Below are 15,997 nucleotides of genomic sequence, written 5' to 3'. Positions count from 1 at the left end.
CGGCCGCGACGGCGGGCAGGACGACGCGGCCGCGCCCGTTCAGGGCCCGCACCTGGACCGCCCTGCCGCGGGCGACGATCTCCAGGCAGGGGTCGGCGTAGGCCATGTGCCAGCGGCTGTACCGGCCCGGGTACTCCATGCCGGAGCTGAGGACGCCGCCGCGCCGCTCGCCCACGGCGGCGACGAGTGCGTTCAGCACATCGGACTTGCGCTCCGGGTCGACCGGTGTCGCCGTGCGGGTGACCCGCACTCCCCCGGCCGTGACGAACTCGCCGGCGGGCGGCTGCTGTGAGACGGTTTCCACCGCGGTGGCCCCTCGAATTTCCGGGCCCTGCACCCCAGGCGGCGAATACGCGAAACGACCGCCGGGTGAGGGCGGTCGCCTGGGTCTTTACATCACGAACCGGCGCCGCCTCAGCGGCGCCACCACCACTGGGAGGCTGCGGTTCGCATGGCGCCGAGGATACCAGGTTCCCCATGCGGACCGGGAGCCCGTCGCGCCGCCGCCCGTTCCGCGACAGAATGCGGTTCTAGTCATCTGGAGGGAACCCATGGCCTTTGACATCCCGGCGTCCGTCCGGCCGGTGCGCGACGCCGTGCACGCCTTCATGACCGAGCGCGTCGAGCCCGCCGAGCCGGTGCTGCGGCGCGGCGGCGACGAGGCGGCCGCCCTGGTCGCCGACCTGCAGCGCGAGGCGAAGGCGGAGGGCCTGTGGGCGCTCGGCCATCCGAGGGAGCTCGGCGGTGGCGGGCTGCCGTTCCTCGACTACGTCTACGTCAACGAGGTGCAGGGGCGCAGCGAGTTCGGTCAGCTGGCGCTCGGCACCTACACGCTGCAGGACTCGCTGATGCTGCACCGGCACGCGGGCGCGGAGCAGCGGGAGCGGTTCCTGGAGCCGCTCGTCCGCGCGGAGATCAACCCGAGCTTCGCGATGACCGAGCCGGGCATCTCCGGCTCGGACCCGACGCAGCTGACCACCACCGCGACCCTGGAGGACGGGGAGTGGGTCGTCCGCGGCCGCAAGTGGTTCACGACGTTCGCCAACAGGGCGGCGTACACGACGGTGATGTGCCGGACGGAGCCCGAGGGCACCTCCCCCTACCTCTCGTTCAGCATGATCCTGGTGCCGACCGACACGCCCGGGTACACGATCGTCCGCGACACGCCCGTGCTCGGGCTGGACGGCGGGCACTGCGAGGTGCTGTACGACGAGGTGCGCGTCCCGGAGGGCAACCTGCTGGGGCCGCGCGGGCACGGCTTCGTGATCGCGCAGGAGCGGCTGGGGCCGGGCCGCATCTTCCACTGCATGCGGTTCCTCGGGCAGGCGCAGCGGGCGTTCGACCTGATGTGCGCGCGGCTGCACGAGCGCACCGCGTTCGGCGAGCCGCTGTACAAGAAGCAGCTCCTCCAGCAGCACGTGTTCGACTCCTACGCCGAGATCCAGTCGGCCAGGCTGCTCACGCTGCAGGCCGCGCACAAGATCGACTCTGGTGAGCAGGGCCTCGGGGCCGAGGCGCGGGTGGAGATCGGGGTCGTCAAGGTGGTGGCGGCGCGGATGCTGAACAACGTCGTCGACCGGGCCGTCCAGGTCCACGGGGCGGAGGGCCTCACCGACGACACGCCCCTCGGCCACATGTACCGGCACGCCCGCGCGGGCCGGATCTTCGACGGCCCGGACGAGGTGCACGTGACGACGACCGCGCGGCGCATCCTCAAGGAGTACGGCAAGGGCGGCAACTGGGAGTTCGCCCTGCGCTGACCGCCGCCCGCCGACGGCGCAGGAGGATCGCGGCGCCGGCGCCGCCTGTCAAGATCGCACGGGTGTCCGGAGGCGGCCGGGCGGCGCCGCCTGCGGCTTCGGCGGTGGCCGGTTCGGGCACGGGACCGCGGCAAACTATTAGGATACTTTCCTATTTATGCCGAACAGACACACGGCCGTGCTGTCGGCCGCCGCGCTCACCGCCGCCCTCGCGGCGGTGGTCTCGCCGGGCGCGGCGTCGGCGGCCTGCCATCCCGACGCCCGCGACCTCCTGCTGACCTACCAGCCGGTCGACCACACCGTCACCGACGCGCGGTACCACCTCGCGCGGCTGACCATCGACAACCGCGACCGCCGCTGCGCCCTCGGCGGCGGGTGGGCCCTGTACTTCAACTCCGTCCGGCAGCCCGCCGCCGTCCTCGCGGGCGAGGACGGCGGCACCGCACGCGGGCAGCTCGCGGCCCAGGGGCTCGCCGTGGCCCGCGCGGACGCGGCGCAGAGCGGCGACTTCTACGCGCTGCGGCCGGTGGACGGCTTCCGGCCCGTCGCGCCGGGCGAGCGCCGGAAGATCGACATCAACGTCGAGCTGTGGGCCGTCCACAAGTCCGACGCCCCCGCCGGATGGACGATCGCCTTCGGCGGCGGCAAGCCGCAATGGGTGCCGGCCAGGTCGCTCCTCGACCCGGCGGACCCGAAGCAGACGACCGCGTTCTCCGGCGACAACCGCCCGGTGGAGTCGGCCGCGACCCGGTACGCCGCGAACACCGCCCCGGAGACGGACCTCACGCTGAAGCAGAGCCTCGTCCCGCAGCCGCTGTCGGCGGCCGCGTCCGGCGGCACGGTCGCGATCGGCGGCGGCTCCCCCGTCTCGGCGCCGCGCTCCCTGCGCGGGGAGGAGCGCTACCTGCGCTCCGCGCTGCGCGACGTCGCCCGCGGGCGGGGCGCGCCGATCTCCCTGCGCGTCGACCCCCGTCTCGACGTCGACCGCGACGGCGAGGCCGACCCGGAGGGCTACACGCTCACCGCGACCGGCCGGGGCGTCCGGATCACCGGCGCCGACCGCGCCGGCGTGCTGTACGGCATCCAGACGCTGCGGCAGCTCGTCCCCGCCGCCGGCTACGAGGCGGCGGCGCGCGGCCGGCGCCCGGCCGCGGTGCGGGTCCCCAGGGCCGAGATCGCCGACGCGCCGCTGTTCGGCTACCGGGGCCTGCACATCGACGTGGGCCGCCACTTCGAGACCGCGGCGACCGTCAAGAAGTTCCTCGACCTGATGAGCTTCACCAAGCTCAACAAGCTGCACTTCGGGCTGACCAACGACGAGGGATGGCGCCTGCAGATCCCGGGGCTGCCCGAGCTGACGGGCTACGGCTCCAAGCGGGAGCTGGACCTGAAGGAGACGGGCGCCCTGCACCAGGGCATGGGATCCGCCGACGACCTGGACCCCGGTGACGGCATCGCCCGGAAGCCGCGTGACGAGACGGAGGCCAACCTGGGCCACCGGCCCGCGTACCAGGGCTTCGAGCAGGGCACGCTCAACTTCGTCGGCAAGGGGAGCGGCTTCTACACGGTCGGGGAGTTCCAGGAGATCCTGCGCTACGCGGCCGAGCGGCACATCGAGGTGATCCCCGAGCTGAACTTCCCCGCGCACGCCCGCGCCGCCGTCCAGTCGATGGAGCACCGCCACCGCCGGACGCACGACTCCACGTACCGGCTGCTGGACCCGGCCGACACCAGCCGGCACGTCAGCGTCCAGTACTACAACGACAACCTCGTGAACCCGTGCCTGGACAGCACCTACAGGTTCCTGGACAAGGTCGTGTCCGAGGTGGCGGAGATGTACGCCAGGGCCGGCGTCCCCTTCGAGCGCCTCAACCTCGGCGGCGACGAGCCGCCCGGCCCGCCGGAGGGCTGGTGGTCGGGATCGCCCGCGTGCCGGGACAACCCCGAGACCGCGGGCCAGTCGGGCGAGGAACTGAAGCGGATGTTCTTCACCCGCTGGAACGCGATCGCGCAGAAGGCCGCCGGCAAGACCGCCGGGTGGGAGGACATCACCGACCCGACGCACTCGTTCCGCCTCAAGGGCTTCAGTCCGCTGCCCTGGCAGAACGTATGGGGCTGGGGCCGCGAGGACTGGGCGTACCGGTTCGCCAACGAGGGCACGCCGGTGATCCTCGCCCACGCGACCAACCTCTACATGGACCTCGCCTACAACAAGGACCCGGACGAGCCCGGCTACTACTGGGCCGCCTACGTGGACGAGAGGAGCACCTTCACCTACCAGCCGTTCGACGTGTACGCGAACGCGGTCGAGGACCGCTGGGGCAACCCCGTCACGCCGAACCCGTCCTGGACGCGGCTCACCCCCGAGGGCCGCGGGAACATCCTCGGCCTGGAGGCCCAGATGTGGGGGGAGAACGGCAAGACGCCGGAGCTGCGCGAGTACCAGGCGTTCCCCAAGCTGCTCGGCGTGGCCGAGCGCGCCTGGAACCGCGAGACCCCGGCACCCGGCGAGATGGAGGCCGCCTGGCGGGTCTTCAGCAACACGCTCGGGCAGAAGACCTTCCCGCTCCTGTCGTTCTACCGGCCGGTGGGGCTGGCCGGGGAAGGGGTGAACTACCGGATCCCGCCGCCCGGCGCGCGGATCTCCGGCGGGACGCTGTCGGCGAACGTCCGCAACCCCGGCATGGCCATTGAGTACTCGACGGACGGCCGGACCTGGCGGCGGTACGGCGGGCCGGCCGAGGTCGGCGCGTACGCGCTGACCCGCACCCGCGCCGCGGACGGCCGCACCAGCCGCATCTCGCCGGCCGGCGTCCCCGCCTGGGACGGCGGCGCGCCGTACAAGGCCGGCGCGCTGGTGAGCCACCAGGGCGAGCTGTACCGGGCGACCCGTGCGGGAACCGGCCGGGAGCCCGGCGCCGCCGGAGGCCACTGGAGTCTCCTCCGATAGCCGCGGGCCCGCGCGGAAAACGGCCCGGCCGCCCGTTCACACGGACGGCCGGGCCGTTCCGGGTCGCTCAGGCGCGCCCGTACTCGTCCTCGATGCGCTCGATGTCGTCCTCGTCGAAGTGCCCGAAGGCGATCTCCAGGACGCGCACGGCCGGGCCGTCCGAGCCCAGGCGGTGCGCGTCGCCGGCGCGGATCAGCACCCGCTCCCCCACCTCCGGCAGGATGCGCCGCCCGGCCACCTCGAACACCGCGCCGGGGTCGAGCGCCACCCACAGCTCGGCACGGTCGCGGTGCCGCTGCAGGCTGAGCCGCTGGCCGGGCCGCACATGGATGATCTTCACGGTGGACGGCTCGTTCAGCGTGAAGCGCTCGAAGCTCCCCCAGGGCCGCCGTTCGGTCTCCACGGCGGGTTCCGTCTCGGCCGCCTCGGGCCGCACGTCGGCCTGCACGCGCGCGTCGGTCTGCACAGTCACCTCGGGAATCGTGGGTCGGGAGAATCGGGGGAACGGTCGGAGGCCCGGTCCGGGGCGCGGTCACCGGACGCGGCGGCCGGCAGGCCGCGGAGGACGAGGTCGACGAGGCCGTCCACGACGTCCTCCCGCGGGACGTCCTCGCCGTGGTCGAGCCACCAGTCGCCGGCCGTCTGCACCATGCCGACGATCGCGTGGCCCCACACGTACGCGCGGGTCCGGTCCGCGAGCTCGCCGTCGGCGATCATCACCTCGGCCAGCTCCCGGCTCACGTCGCGGATCATCGTGCTCATCGCGCTGTGCGTGGCGGTGTCCTCGGCGCTGGCCCGGTGCATCAGGAAGCGGTAGAGGTTGAGGTTCTTGGAGATCGTCGCCAGGTAGGTGTCGATGGTGGTGCGGGTGCGGTCGCGGATCGGGTCGTCGCGGGAGAACTCCTCCCGGATCCCCTCGATCAGCTTGCGCGTGTGCCGCTCGGCCAGCGCCTGGTAAAGGCCGCTCTTGTCGCCGAAGTGGCGGTAGAGGATCGGCTTGCTGATCCCCGCCTCCGCGGCGATCGCCGCCATCGACGCCTCCGGTCCCTCCCGCTGGATGACCCGGTCGGCGGCCTCCAGCAGGGCGCGGCGGCGCCCGGGATCGCGCCGTGCGCCCGCTCCGCCCCGCGAACCTGTCATGCCCGCAAAGGTATCGGGGGTGTTACCCGGTGACAACACCGCCTGGCCTGGGCGGAACTCGGGCACCGGTGAGCTTCCCGGTACGCGGCGCCGGCGGCTAACGTGATCGGGGTGCGGACGCTCTACTCGGTGCGGCTGGAGGGCCTGGCCGCCAACCCCGCCGCCCCGGCCGACCTGCTGCTGCTGATCCTGGAGCGCGCGGAGCCGCGGATGCGCAACGCGCTGCTGCGCCGCGAGGGCGTGCCGGACGCCGTGTACGAGGCCGCCGCCCGGCACCCCGACCCGCGCACGCGCCGGCTGGTCGCCACCACCGGGCACGCGCCCGTGTCGGTCCGGGCGCGCCTCGCCGACGACCCCGACCCCGTCGTCCGCCGCGCGGTGGCCGCGGCGCCCGAGCACCGGGAGCCCGCCAAGCCCCTGCCCGGCGACGTCCTCGCGCGGCTCGCCGCCGACCCGGACGCGCAGGTGCGCGACGCGCTCTGCGACAACGCGGCCCTGCCCGCCGGGGTCCGGGCCGCCCTGGCCGCCGACCCGGACGCCAAGGTCCGGCTGGGCGCGCTGTGGACCTGGCCGGAACCGCCCGACGAGGTCGTCGACGCGGCCCTCGGCGACCCGGACCCGGCCGTCCGCCGGCTGGCGATGCGGCTGGCCTGCCACCGGCGCCCCGAGTTCGCCGCGCCGCTGCTGGCGAGCGGGCCGGCGTTCGCGGTGGCCTCCACCGTCCCGCTGGACGCCGGCCAGGCGCGGGAGCTGTGCCGCGACCCGCGCCCCGAGACGCGGGCCGCGGCGGCCGCGAACCCGCATCTGCCGCCCGACCTCGTCGAGGTCCTCGCGGCCGACCCCGAGCCCGCGGTGCGGCTCGCGGTGTCGCTGCGCCCGGAGCTGACCGAGGAGCAGCGCGCGGCCATCGACTACCACGTCGGGCCGGACGACCGGCTGCGTCCGCCGGAGTGGTTCTGGGCACGCCTGGACGACATCGGCCTGATGCGCCGCTACGCCACGTCCGCCCACGTGGGCCTGCGCCGCTTCGCCGCCCACAGCCCGCACCTGCCCGCCGACCTCGTCGCCCGCCTCGCGGCCGACGACGACTTCGCCGTCCGGCTGCTGCTGTCGGAGCACCACCCGGACCCGCCCGGTGAGCTCCTGCTCGCCATGGCCCTGGAGTCGCCGTACTTCACCAGCCTGGACCGCATAGGCCACCCCAACTTCCCCCGCGCGGGCCTCGCGCGCCTGGCCGGCTCCGCGGACGCGACGGCCCGCGCCCTGGCCCTGCGCGACCCCGCGCTCACGGCCGGACTGGCCGAACGGCTCAGCCGCGACCCCGACGCCTCCGTCCGCGCCGCGGCCGCCCGGGACGAGCGGCTCCCGGTCCCCCGCCTGCTGGAGCTCCTCGACGACCCGGACGCCGCCGGAGGCGCCGCCCGCAACCCGGGCCTCCCGGAGGCCGCGATGAAGCGCATCCTCTACGACGTGGCGATCATCTGACGGCCCGGCCGGCGGCCGTGCGGGCCGACCGGCGTGGCGCGGAGGACGGTCCCGCGTTCCCTGAAATCATCTCCGGGTGACCGAGAGATCCGTCGTTCCGGCCCTGCCGGCGGGGCTGCGCGCCTTCCTGGTCACCGCGACGAACAGCACCAGCGTGCTGCTGGCCGCCACCGTGGCCGGGCTGCTGTGGGCCAACCTGCCGCTCGGCGACTCCTACGAGCATTTCTGGGAGACCGAGCTGGCCGTCTCCCTGGGGGAGCGCGGGTTCTCGCTGACGCTGCGGGAATGGGTCAACGACGGGCTGATGACGCTGTTCTTCTTCGTCATCGGCCTGGAGATCAGCCAGCAGATCAGGGTCGGGCAGCTGCGCGACCGGCGGCTGGTCGCGGTGCCGGTCGTGGCGGCCGCCGGCGGCATCGCGGCGCCGGCGCTGATCTACACGGCGATCAACGCCGGCGGACCGGGCGCGGCCGGCTGGGGGATCCCGGTGGCCAGCGACACCGCGTTCGTGCTGGGGCTGCTCGCGGTGATCGGCGCCCGCTGCCCGGAGCCGCTGCGGCTGTTCGTGCTGACGCTCACGGTCGTCGACGACATCCTGGCGATCCTGATCGTCGCGGTCTTCTACACCGAGGACCTCTCGCCCTGGGCCCTGCTGGCCGTGGCGGTCCTGGTCGGGCTGATCGTGGCGCTGCGGTGGCTGCAGATCTGGCGGGCGCCCGCGTACGTGGCGCTCGGGCTCGGCGTGTGGGCGGCGATGCTGGAGAGCGGCGTCCACCCGACGGCCGCCGGGGTGCTCCTCGGCATGCTGGTGACGGTGTACGCGCCGAGCGAGCACAAGCTGCTCACGGCGAGCGAGATCGTGCACGCGCTGTCCCGCGACCCGAGCCCGGAACTGGAGCGCCTGGCCACCCGGAGCGTCCAGCGGACCGTGTCGATCAACGAGCGGCTCCAGCTGCGGCTGCTCCCCTGGACGAGTTACGTCATCGTGCCCGTCTTCGCCTTCGCCAACGCGGGCGTGGTGCTGAACGCCGAGACGCTGGGCGAGGCGGCCACGTCCCCCATCGCGATCGGCGTCGCGGCGGGCCTGCTGCTGGGCAAGTTCGGCGGCATCGCCATCGGGACGTTCATCCCGCTGCGGCTCGGCTGGGGCGGCCTGCCCGGCAACCTGGTGTGGGGCCAGGTCCTCGGCGGGGCGGCCGTGTCGGGCATCGGCTTCACCGTCGCGCTGTTCATCACCGGCCTGGCGTTCGCCGACGAGCCCGCGATGCAGAGCCAGGCCAAGATCGGCATCCTCGCCGGCTCGCTGCTGGCCGCCGTCATGGGCTGGCTGATCTTCCGGCTCGCCTGGGACCGCGGCGGTGTGTGCGCCCCGCCCGGCGCCCCCGGCGACGACGGCGCCTTCGAGCCCGGGCCGCTGCCGCCCGTCACCGCCCGCGACCATGTCCGCGGCCCGGACGACGCCCCCGTGGCCCTCGTCGAGTACGGCGACTTCGAATGCCCCTACTGCGGGCGGGCGGTGGACACGATCAGGCGCTTGCAGGAGCAGTACGGCGACAGGCTGCGGTACGTCTTCCGGCATTTCCCGCTGCGCGAGGTCCACCCCCACGCGGTCTCGGCGGCGGTGGTGTCGGAGGCGGCCGCCGACCGGGGACGCTTCTGGGAGATGCACGACCTGCTCTTCGCCAACCAGCTGGCGCTCACCGACGCCGACCTGACCTCCTACGCGGAGCGGCTCGGCGTGGAGGCGTGGGCCGACCTCGCCCGGCACCGCGAGCGCGTCAACACCGACCGCGAGGCGGGCGAACGCAGCGGCGCCTCCGGCACCCCCACGTTCTTCGTCAACGGAACCCTCCACGAGGGCCCGCACGACCAGGCGGGCCTGGCCGCCGCGATCGACCAGGCCCTCGAAGAGGCCCGCGGCGCCCCCTGACCCTCGCGCCGTACGAGGTGCGGTCCGTGGCCGATCCGTGGTGGCCACGGATGCCGGTCCGTGCTCGCGGCGGCGACGCTTCCCAGCAGTCACCCGACCGCCGAGGAGGACGCGATGAGCACCATCGCAACGCCGGCCCCCGCACCCCGGAACACAGCGGGAGAGGCAGCGCGGCACGCCGCGCGGCCGCCGCTGATGAGCCGGGCGTTCGCCCTGGTGCTGGTGGCCGGCACCGGCTCGGCGACGAGCTTCTACCTGCTGTTCTCCGCGCTGCCGCGGTACGCGGACGCGAACGGGGCCGGCGGGGCGGGAGCCGGGCTGGCCACGGGCGTGATGATGCTGGCGACCGTCGGCACCGAGCTGGTCGTCTCGCGGCTGGTGGCGCGGTTCGGGTACCGGGCGGTGTTCGGAACCGGGCTGGCGCTGCTCGGGATTCCGGCGCTGGCGCTGGCGGCCTCCGGGTCGATGGCCGTGATCCTGGCGGTCTGCCTGGTGCGGGGCGCCGGGTTCGCGGTGGCGGTGGTGCTGGGCGGGGCCCTGGTGGCCTCGATCGTCCCGCCCGAGCGGCGCGCTGAGGGGCTGGGCGTCTACGGGATCGCCTGCGGGGTACCGGCCATGGCCGCGCTTCCGATGGGCCTGTGGCTGAGCGACGCGGCCGGTTACACGCCGGTGTTCGTCCTGGCCGGCCTGTCTGCGCTGGCCGGCCTGGCGGCGGTGCGGGACCTGCCGGGACGGCGGCCCGCGCCCGAGGAGCCCCTCGGGATCGTCGCCGCCGCCCGCAGCCGTGCGCTGCTCGGCCCCGCGCTGGTGTTCGCCGCGACGGCGACGGCGACCGGGATCACCGCCACCTTCCTGCCGCTGGCGGCCGGCGGGGCCGCGGCGTGGGCGCTGCTGGCGCACGGCCTCACGGCCACGGCCACCCGGTGGTGGGCCGGCCGGGACGCGGACCGGAACGGGGCGGCGCGGCAGCTGGTCCCGGGGCTGCTGATCTCGGCGGGCGGGATCGCGGTCCTGGTGCTGGTGTCCGACCCCGCCGCGGCGCTGGCCGGGATGGTGGTGTTCGGCGCCGGATTCGGCCTCACCGGCAACGCCAGCATGGCCGTGCTGCTCGACCGCGTCCCCGCGTCGTCCTACGGGACCGTCACCGCCCTCTGGAACATCGCCTACGACGCCGGCATCGGCCTCGGCGCCGCCGGCTTCGGCCTCCTCGCCGTCCGCACCGGCTACCCGGCCGCCTTCGGGCTGACGGCCGCGCTCATGCTGCTGCCCCTCCTCGGCGGGAGGGGCGCGCTCATCCGGCCGGCCCGGACCGGGCCTGCCACCGCCGCCTGACCCTCCGCGACACCCATTGCGGATCGATTGAGAAGGGAACGACCATGAGGAAGATCATCGTCTCCGAGTTCATGACCCTGGACGGCGTCATCGAGAAGCCCGGCGAGCTGGGCTGGGCCTTCCGCTTCGGCCGCGGCGAGGAGGGCGACGCCGTCAAGGCGGACGAGGTCCGCTCCGCGGGCGCGCTGCTGCTGGGCCGGACGACCTACGAGGGCTTCGCGCAGGCATGGCCCCGGCAGACCGGAGACTTCGCAGAGAAGATGAACGGGATGCCCAAGTACGTCGTCTCCAGCACGCTGCGGGATCCCGAGTGGGAGAACACGAAAGTCATCACAGTGGACGAGGTCGCCGACCTGAAGCGGCAGCCCGGCGGGGACATCCTCGTCAACGGAAGCGCCGAACTCGTCCAGGCGCTGGCGGCCCGCGGCCTCGTGGACGAGTACCGGCTGATGGTCTACCCGCTCATCCTGGGCGGCGGGCGGCGGCTGTTCCGCGACGGCGCCGAGGAGGCGGCGCTGCGGCTGGTGGAGGCCAGGCCGGTCGGCGACGACGGGGTCGTGCTGCTCACCTACCGGCCCCGGCACCGCACCGTCACCTCGGCGGACGGTACGCCCATCGCCTACGACCGCACCGGCGCTGGACCCGCGGTCGTCCTCCTCCAGGGCGCGTTCTCGACGCGCGACGACCCGATCATGACCGGTATCGCCGAGGCGCTGGCCGCCCGGTTCACCGTCTACAACTACGACCGGCGCGGCCGCGGCGGCAGCGGCGACATCGCGCCGTACGCCGTCCAGCGCGAGATCGAGGACCTGACCGCGCTGATCGAGGCGGCCGGCGGGCGGGCGATGGTGTTCGGCGGGTCCTCCGGCGGCGCGCTGGCGCTGGAGGCGGCCGCCGCGGGCGCGCCGATCACGCGGCTGGCGGTTTTCGAACCCCCGTACGCGACCGCGCCCGGCCACCGGCCGCCCTCCCACCGGGAACTCGCGGCGCTCGCCGAGCAGGGCCGGCGCGGGGACGCGGTCGAGCTCTTCCTGACCCGGGGCGCCGAGATGCCGCCCGAGGCGGTGGCGGGCATGAAGGAGCAGCCGTTCTGGCCCGGGATCGAGGCCGTGGCGCACACCCTCGCCTACGAGGCGGCGGTCGTGGGCGACGGGCCGGTCCCGGAGCGGGTGTCCGCGGTCTCCGTCCCCACGCTGGTCCTCGCGGGTTCGGCGAGCTCCGGCCGGATGAAGGACGCGGCGCGGGAGGTCGCCGGGCGGGTCCCGGACGCCCGCCTGGAATGGCTGGAAGGACAGGCGCACGGCCAGGCGGACCCCGCGTCGATCGGCCTGGCGCTGGAGAAGTTCTTCTCCGGCTGACCCTCCCCTTGGCGAATGGCGCATCTCCCGGGCGGGATGCGCTATTCGTGCTTCATCAGCCGGGCCATCTCGGCGCGGCCCTCGTCGGCCCGGCCGGGAAGCAGCAGCAGGGTGGCCGCCCGTTCGAAGCGGGCGCCGAGGCGCTCCCACGCCTCGGCGGAGGCGGCCAGCTCGCCGGCGTCGCGGTGCAGGCGTCCCCTGGCGCGGGCCAGGCACGCCGCACCCCACGCGTTCTCCGCCGCCGCGGCCTCGGCGGCGGAGACCAGCGCCGCCGCGTCCGGGAGGCCCGCCACGACGGCCAGTTCGGCGCCGGCCGGGTGCGCGTACCCGGCGTAGAACGGGTCCGTCGCGTCGGAGAAGAGCCCGGCGACCAGCTCGGCGGCACCGTCGAGGCACCCGCCGTGCACGGCGACGAGCGCGTCGGCGAAACCCGCCAGCGCCGAGAGGTCGAACACCTGGCCCGTCGCCGCGTCCGGCACCCGGGCCCGCCACTCCCGGTGCCGCGCGCGGTCGCCGCGCAGGCCGTGCACGAGCGCGGGACCGACCGCGGCCGGCAGCATCATCCCGCCGCCGGGCCGGCCGGCCCGCAGCCAGCTCTCCCACGCCTCGCCCGCGTACCGCAGCGCCTCGCCGAACTCCCCGCTCAGGGCGAGCGGCACGATGACGGTGTTGGACGACAGGTAGTACTGGTCATGGAGCAGGTCGTCCGCCAGCGCCCGCCGCGCGACGGCCAGGGCGGCGGGCAGGTCGCCCGCCGCGGTCGCGCAGTTCACCGCCACGTGCACGATGTCGACGATCTCGGCCGCGCAGCGCGGGTCGTCGCCGGGCAGGGCGGCCAGCAGGTCGAGCCGCTCGCGGCCGGTCCGGTGCGCCGCGCGCAGCCGGCCCGCGCGCAGCGCGGCGCTGACCACCGCGTCGAGGCCGGCGCTGACCAGCACCGGATCGCCCGCCGCGCGGGCCGCCGCCACGGCCCGCTCCGCGAGGGCGGGATCGGCGCTGTAGGGCTCGGCCGAGGCCGTCCAGGCGCGGGCGGCGGCCAGCCACGCCGCGACGACGGGGTCGGCCGGGTCGCCGGCGGCCTCCGCGCGCTCCACCAGCCGCAGCAGGTCGGCGTGCGGGATCGCGTACCAGCCGGGGTTGCGCGCCGTGGTGACGACCGCCGTGGCCAGGAGGACCGCCTCCGCGCCGCCGTCCCCCGCGTCCCGCGCCCGCTCCGCCGCCGCGCACAGCAGCTCGAAGTGCTGGTGGCCGCCGGTCGGCATGACGTGCGTGCAGTCCGCCGCGCTCTTGAGGTCCCTGGCCGCCTCCGCGGGCGACCCCGCCCGCTCGGCCGCCTCCATGAAGTGGTCGTACGCCTCGCGCGTGAACCGCCGCGCGTACGCCAGGCCGCCCAGCGACCGGGCCAGGCCGTGCGCCGTCTCCCCCGCGTCCGCGGGGGCGGCGGCCAGCGCGGCGCGCAGATCGTCCGCGACGGCGTCGAACCCACCGCCCGCGGGCGCGTCCGCCAGTTCGGCGGCGACCCGGGACGCCCACGCGAGGTGCAGCTTCCGCAGGCCGGCCTCCTCGCCGCCGAGCGCGAGCCGTTCCGCGGCGAAGGCCCGGACCGTCTCCAGGAGCCGCCAGCGGGCCGGCCCCGCCCGGACGATCATGTTCTTCTCGGCGAGCCGGCCCAGCACGTCGGCCGCCGCGTCCGCCGCGGTGCCCGGGGTCACCGCGAGGACCGCGGCCAGGTCGAAGCCGCCCGCGAACACCGCCAGCCGGCGGAACAGGGCGCGCTCCTCCTCGTCGAGGAGGTCGTGGCTCCAGGCCAGGACGGCGCGGAGCGAGCGGTGCCGCTCGTCGGCCCCCCGCCCGCCGGTGAGGAGGCGCAGCCGGTCGGACAGGACGGCCAGCACCCCGGGCGCGCCCAGCGACGCGCAGCGCGCCGCGGCCAGCTCGATCGCGAGCGGCATGCCGTCCAGCCGGGCGCAGATCTCCGCCACGGCGGCGGGGTCGGCGGCGAAGCCGGGGTCGGCGGCCAGGGCCCGGTCCGTGAACAGCGCCTCGGCGTGCGAGGCGAGCGGCAGCGGCCCCACCCGGACGATCCGCTCCCCCGGGATGCCGAGCCGCTCCCGGCTGGTGGCCAGGATCCGGGTGCCGGGGCAGGCCGCCAGGATCCGGTCCGCGAACTCCGCCACCGCGTCCAGCACGTGCTCGCAGTTGTCCAGCACGACCAGCGCCCGGCCCCGCCCCAGCCGTTCGGCGATCACGGTGCGCAGCTCTGACTCCGGGCGCTCGGCGACGCCCAGCGCGGCCGCGACGGCCTGGTCGACGAAGCCGTCCCGGACGGGCACCAGGTCCACGAACACGCCCCCGTGCCGGGAGGCGGCCGCCGCCACCGCGGCGAGCCGCGACTTGCCGGCCCCGCCGGAGCCGAGGAGCGTCACCAGCCGGGCCCGGCCGGCGGCGGCCTCGATCTCCGCCAGCTCCGCGTCCCGCCCGATGAACGAGGTGTGCGCGGCGGGCACCCCGGAGACCCTCCCGCGCCCGTCCTGCCCGTCGTGCACGCCCGGCCCGCCCTGGCCGGCCGCGAGGATGGCCAGCTCGCGCCGGTTCGCCGCCCCGTACTTGCGCAGGAGGGACGACACGTGGCTCTCGACCGTCCGGACCGAGATGTGCAGCCGGCTCGCGATCTGCGTGTTCGTCAGATGCCGGCCCACGGCGGCCAGCACCTCGGCCTCGCGTTCGGAAACCTCGACGGGATGCACGCGACCATGGTGCCGCATCGGTCCCGGACGCCGGGCCGGAACGGGGCGCCTTGAGTCCCCCGAATGACTGTCCGCAGGCCGGACGCCGGTCGTCTCACTCACCGTGAGCGCATTATCGCCGACGAAAAAGCGGCACCGGGGAAGGGCGCCCCCATGGCCGGTCCCGGGGATATAGCATTCAAGATCGCGGCCGCTGAAAGTGCGCGGGTACTTCGCACCCGCTTCAGTCGGCCCGGTGCTTCGCGGACCCATCGGACTCTTTGAGAGGAAATCCAACGATGACCCAGACGTCACCACCGCCGCGGCAGGACGCCGGGAACTCACGCGAGGTCGACGCGGTAGTGGTGGGTGCTGGACTGTCCGGCCTCTACATGTTGCACAAGCTGCGCGGTCTCGGGCTGTCCGTGCAGGTCTGCGAGAAGGGCGAGGGGATCGGCGGCACGTGGTTCTGGAACCGGTATCCCGGGGCGCGCGTCGACGTGAAGAGCCTTGATTACGCCTACTCGTTCGATCCCGCGCTGGAGCAGGAATGGGAGTGGACGGAGAAGTACCCGGCCCAGGAGGAGCTGCTCCGGTACATCGACCACGTCGCCGACCGGTTCGGCCTGCGGCCGCACATCCGGCTCCGGACGCGGGTGACCGGGGCCGCGTTCGACGAAGAGGCCGGGCGCTGGGACGTGCGCACCGACCGCGGCGACCGGGTGTCGGCCCAGTACCTGGTCATGGCGACCGGCTGCCTGTCCGCGCCGAGGCTGCCGGACCTGCCGGGCCTGGACGCCTTCGGCGGCGAGTGGTACCACACCGGTGACTGGCCGGCGGAGGGCGCGGACTTCACCGGGAAAAGGGTCGCGGTGATCGGCACGGCGTCCTCGGGCGTGCAGATCATCCCGCTCATCGCCGAGCAGGCCGCGCAATTGACGGTGTTCCAGCGGACGCCCAATTTCGTGATACCCGCCAACAACCATCCGCTCGACCCCGAAACGCAGCGGGCGGTGAAGGAACGGTACGCCGAAGTGCGCAAGGCGAACCGCGAGTCCGGGTTCGGAGTCGCATTCCCCGAGGCGACAAAGGGCGCGATGGAGGTGCCGGACGACGAGCGCGACGCCTACTACCGGAAAGTCTGGTACGACAGGGACAACAGCCTCGTCAGCCTGCTCAGCGGCTACAACGACCTGATCATCAGCAAGGAGTCCAACGACACCATCGCGCAGTTCGTCCGCGACCGGATCGCGGAAGTCGTCGACGATCCCGAGGTGGCCGGGGAACTGCAGCCCAGAGACCATCCGCTGGGCGCC

10 protein-coding genes and 1 pseudogene are annotated in these 15,997 nt (G+C 74.7%); 7 read left to right on the top strand and 4 right to left on the bottom strand.

Features of this window, described 5'->3' with window-relative positions; genetic code table 11:
* Window positions 1-304, bottom strand: a pseudogene (locus IEZ03_RS37535) (anthranilate synthase component I); the annotation flags it as partial.
* 247 nt (window positions 305-551) lie between these two features.
* Here IEZ03_RS37535 and IEZ03_RS04005 point away from each other — a divergent pair.
* Window positions 552-1,760, top strand: coding sequence for an acyl-CoA dehydrogenase family protein (locus IEZ03_RS04005; RefSeq protein ID WP_184884173.1), 1,209 nt, complete (start codon window positions 552-554; stop codon window positions 1,758-1,760).
* A 157-nt stretch (window positions 1,761-1,917) separates the two neighbouring features.
* Window positions 1,918-4,710: a family 20 glycosylhydrolase gene (locus IEZ03_RS04000; protein ID WP_184884171.1), complete on the top strand. Its 2,793-nt coding sequence runs from the start codon at window positions 1,918-1,920 to the stop codon at window positions 4,708-4,710.
* 67 nt (window positions 4,711-4,777) lie between these two features.
* Here the strand turns inward: IEZ03_RS04000 and IEZ03_RS03995 are convergent, their stop codons facing one another.
* Entirely contained in the window at window positions 4,778-5,182 is a 405-nt protein-coding gene (locus IEZ03_RS03995; RefSeq protein WP_229807996.1) for a phosphomannose isomerase type II C-terminal cupin domain, read from the bottom strand.
* The gene (locus IEZ03_RS03990) at window positions 5,179-5,850 is read right to left on the bottom strand and encodes a TetR family transcriptional regulator (RefSeq protein ID WP_184884169.1); all 672 of its coding nucleotides are present in this window, start codon (window positions 5,848-5,850) and stop codon (window positions 5,179-5,181) included. The genes IEZ03_RS03995 and IEZ03_RS03990 overlap by 4 nt, the downstream gene beginning before the upstream one ends.
* A 111-nt stretch (window positions 5,851-5,961) precedes the next feature.
* On the opposite strand from IEZ03_RS03990, the gene IEZ03_RS03985 reads away from it, so the two are divergent.
* From IEZ03_RS03985 to IEZ03_RS03970, 4 genes are all read left to right on the top strand, one after another.
* The gene (locus IEZ03_RS03985; RefSeq protein WP_221480710.1) at window positions 5,962-7,335 is read left to right on the top strand and encodes an amino acid adenylation domain-containing protein; all 1,374 of its coding nucleotides are present in this window, start codon (window positions 5,962-5,964) and stop codon (window positions 7,333-7,335) included.
* A gap of 76 nt (window positions 7,336-7,411) precedes the next feature.
* Window positions 7,412-9,265 (top strand): Na+/H+ antiporter NhaA, encoded by a 1,854-nt coding sequence (gene nhaA, locus IEZ03_RS03980; protein ID WP_229807995.1) that lies wholly within the window; start codon window positions 7,412-7,414, stop codon window positions 9,263-9,265.
* Window positions 9,266-9,379: 114 nt separating this feature from the next.
* The gene (locus IEZ03_RS03975) at window positions 9,380-10,597 is read left to right on the top strand and encodes an MFS transporter (protein WP_221480709.1); all 1,218 of its coding nucleotides are present in this window, start codon (window positions 9,380-9,382) and stop codon (window positions 10,595-10,597) included.
* 44 nt (window positions 10,598-10,641) lie between these two features.
* Complete coding sequence (locus IEZ03_RS03970; RefSeq protein WP_229807994.1) at window positions 10,642-11,955, top strand: alpha/beta fold hydrolase; 1,314 nt, start codon at window positions 10,642-10,644, stop codon at window positions 11,953-11,955.
* A 41-nt stretch (window positions 11,956-11,996) separates the two neighbouring features.
* Here the strand turns inward: IEZ03_RS03970 and IEZ03_RS03965 are convergent, their stop codons facing one another.
* Window positions 11,997-14,702, bottom strand: coding sequence for an ATP-binding protein (locus IEZ03_RS03965; RefSeq protein WP_184884167.1), 2,706 nt, complete (start codon window positions 14,700-14,702; stop codon window positions 11,997-11,999).
* Window positions 14,703-14,980: 278 nt separating this feature from the next.
* On the opposite strand from IEZ03_RS03965, the gene IEZ03_RS37530 reads away from it, so the two are divergent.
* The coding region (locus tag IEZ03_RS37530; RefSeq protein WP_229807993.1) for a flavin-containing monooxygenase at window positions 14,981-15,997 on the top strand (1,017 nt) is incomplete at its 3' end.

Source organism: Actinomadura livida, from assembly GCF_014648675.1.
GTDB lineage: Bacteria > Actinomycetota > Actinomycetes > Streptosporangiales > Streptosporangiaceae > Spirillospora > Spirillospora livida.
Note: the sequence above shows the minus strand (reverse complement) of the source record. Positions and strands in the feature narration are given on the sequence as shown.

Bases quoted from the DNA above. Each gene is read 5' to 3' on its own strand.
- IEZ03_RS03975 (WP_221480709.1), top strand. From the start codon at position 9,380: ATGAGCACCATCGCAACGCCGGCCCCCGCACCCCGGAACACAGCGGGA.
- IEZ03_RS04000 (WP_184884171.1), top strand. From the start codon at position 1,918: ATGCCGAACAGACACACGGCCGTGCTGTCGGCCGCCGCGCTCACCGCC.
- IEZ03_RS03970 (WP_229807994.1), top strand. From the start codon at position 10,642: ATGAGGAAGATCATCGTCTCCGAGTTCATGACCCTGGACGGCGTCATC.
- IEZ03_RS04005 (WP_184884173.1), top strand. From the start codon at position 552: ATGGCCTTTGACATCCCGGCGTCCGTCCGGCCGGTGCGCGACGCCGTG.
- IEZ03_RS03990 (WP_184884169.1), bottom strand. From the start codon at position 5,850: ATGACAGGTTCGCGGGGCGGAGCGGGCGCACGGCGCGATCCCGGGCGC.